The sequence below is a fragment of the Streptomyces sp. NPDC007991 genome (genome assembly GCF_042958445.1).
GTDB lineage: Bacteria > Actinomycetota > Actinomycetes > Streptomycetales > Streptomycetaceae > Streptomyces.
This window is the reverse complement of the sequence record NZ_JBIBJD010000032.1, coordinates 1-1,571: the sequence shown is the minus strand read 5'-3', so window position 1 is coordinate 1,571 and position 1,571 is coordinate 1. Positions and strand designations below refer to the sequence as shown.

Here is a 1,571-nt window from a genome sequence, read left to right as displayed (position 1 = left end):
GTGATCGGCCCGTACGTCGAGCCCCAGCCGAGGACGAGGGTCCGGGCGCTGTCCGGGTCGTCCACGTCGAGGTCCGCGACCTCGATGCCGTCCACCTTGGCCTGCCGGGTGCGCACCATGAAGTCGTGGTTGGCCGGGGCGTAGGAGATGTTGCCCGTGCCGTCCTCCTTCTCGATGCCGCCGATCCGGTGCTCAAGACCCGGGGTGCCCGGGATCGCCCACGGGCGGGCCAGGGTCTGCGGGTCGCGCTTGTAGGGCCAGAACACCTCGGTGCCGTCATCCAGCGTGTGGTTGGGGCCCCGCGCGAACTGCACCCGCAGGTCGGGCAGCTCCTCCAGGTCCGGGATGCGCCACGGCTCGGAGCCGTTGGCCAGATAACCGTCGGACAGCAGGAACACCGGCGTGCGGTAGGTCAGCGCGATCCGGGCGGCCTCCAGCGCGGCGTCGAAGCAGTCCGCCGGCGTACGGGGCGCGACCACCGGGACCGGGGCCTCGCCGTTGCGCCCGTACATCGCCTGCAGCAGGTCCGCCTGCTCGGTCTTGGTGGGCAGACCCGTCGACGGCCCACCACGCTGGATGTCCACGACCAGCAGCGGCAGCTCCAGCGAGACCGCCAGCCCGATCGTCTCCGACTTCAGCGCCACACCCGGGCCGCTCGTCGTCGTCACCGCCAGCGAACCACCGAAGGCCGCACCCAGCGCCGCCCCGATACCGGCGATCTCGTCCTCCGCCTGAAACGTCCGCACCCCGAAGTTCTTGTGCCTGGACAGCTCGTGCAGGATGTCCGAGGCCGGCGTGATCGGATACGACCCCAGATACAGCGGCAGATCCGCCTGCCGGCTCGCGGCGACCAGGCCGTAGGACAGGGCGAGGTTGCCGGAGATGTTGCGGTAGAGGCCCGGCGGGAACGCCGTGGCCGCCGGAGCGACCTCGTAGGAGACGGCGAAGTCCTCCGTGGTCTCCCCGAAGTTCCAGCCCGCCCGGAACGCGGCGATGTTGGCCGCGGCGATGCCGGGCTTCTTCGCGAACTTCGACTTCAGGAATCTCTCCGTGCCCTCGGTGGGCCGGTGATACATCCACGACAACAGGCCCAGCGCGAACATGTTCTTGCTGCGCTCGGCCTCCTTGCGGGTGAGGTCGAACTCCTTCAGCGCCTCCACCGTCAGCGTGGTCAGCGGCACCGGGTGGACGTGGTAGCCGTCCAGCGACCCGTCCTCCAGCGGAGAGGCCTCGTAGCCGACCTTCTGCATCGCCCGCCTGGTGAACTCGTCCGTGTTGACGATCACCTCCGCGCCGCGCGGCAGGTCACCGATGTTCGCCTTCAACGCGGCCGGGTTCATCGCCACCAGCACATTCGGCGCGTCACCGGGCGTGAGGATGTCGTGATCGGCGAAGTGCAGCTGGAAGGACGACACACCCGGCAAAGTCCCGGCGGGCGCCCTGATCTCGGCCGGGAAGTTCGGCAGCGTCGACAGGTCGTTGCCGAACGACGCGGTCTCCGAGGTGAAACGGTCACCGGTGAGCTGCATACCGTCACCCGAGTCCCCCGCGAACCTGATGATCACCCGGTC

1 protein-coding gene is annotated in these 1,571 nt (G+C 69.4%); it reads right to left on the bottom strand.

Annotated elements, in window-relative coordinates; all coding sequences use genetic code 11:
* Positions 1–1,571 (bottom strand): 2-oxoacid:acceptor oxidoreductase subunit alpha (locus ACFZDA_RS41535; RefSeq protein WP_391091756.1); only part of this gene is annotated, 1,571 nt, incomplete at both ends.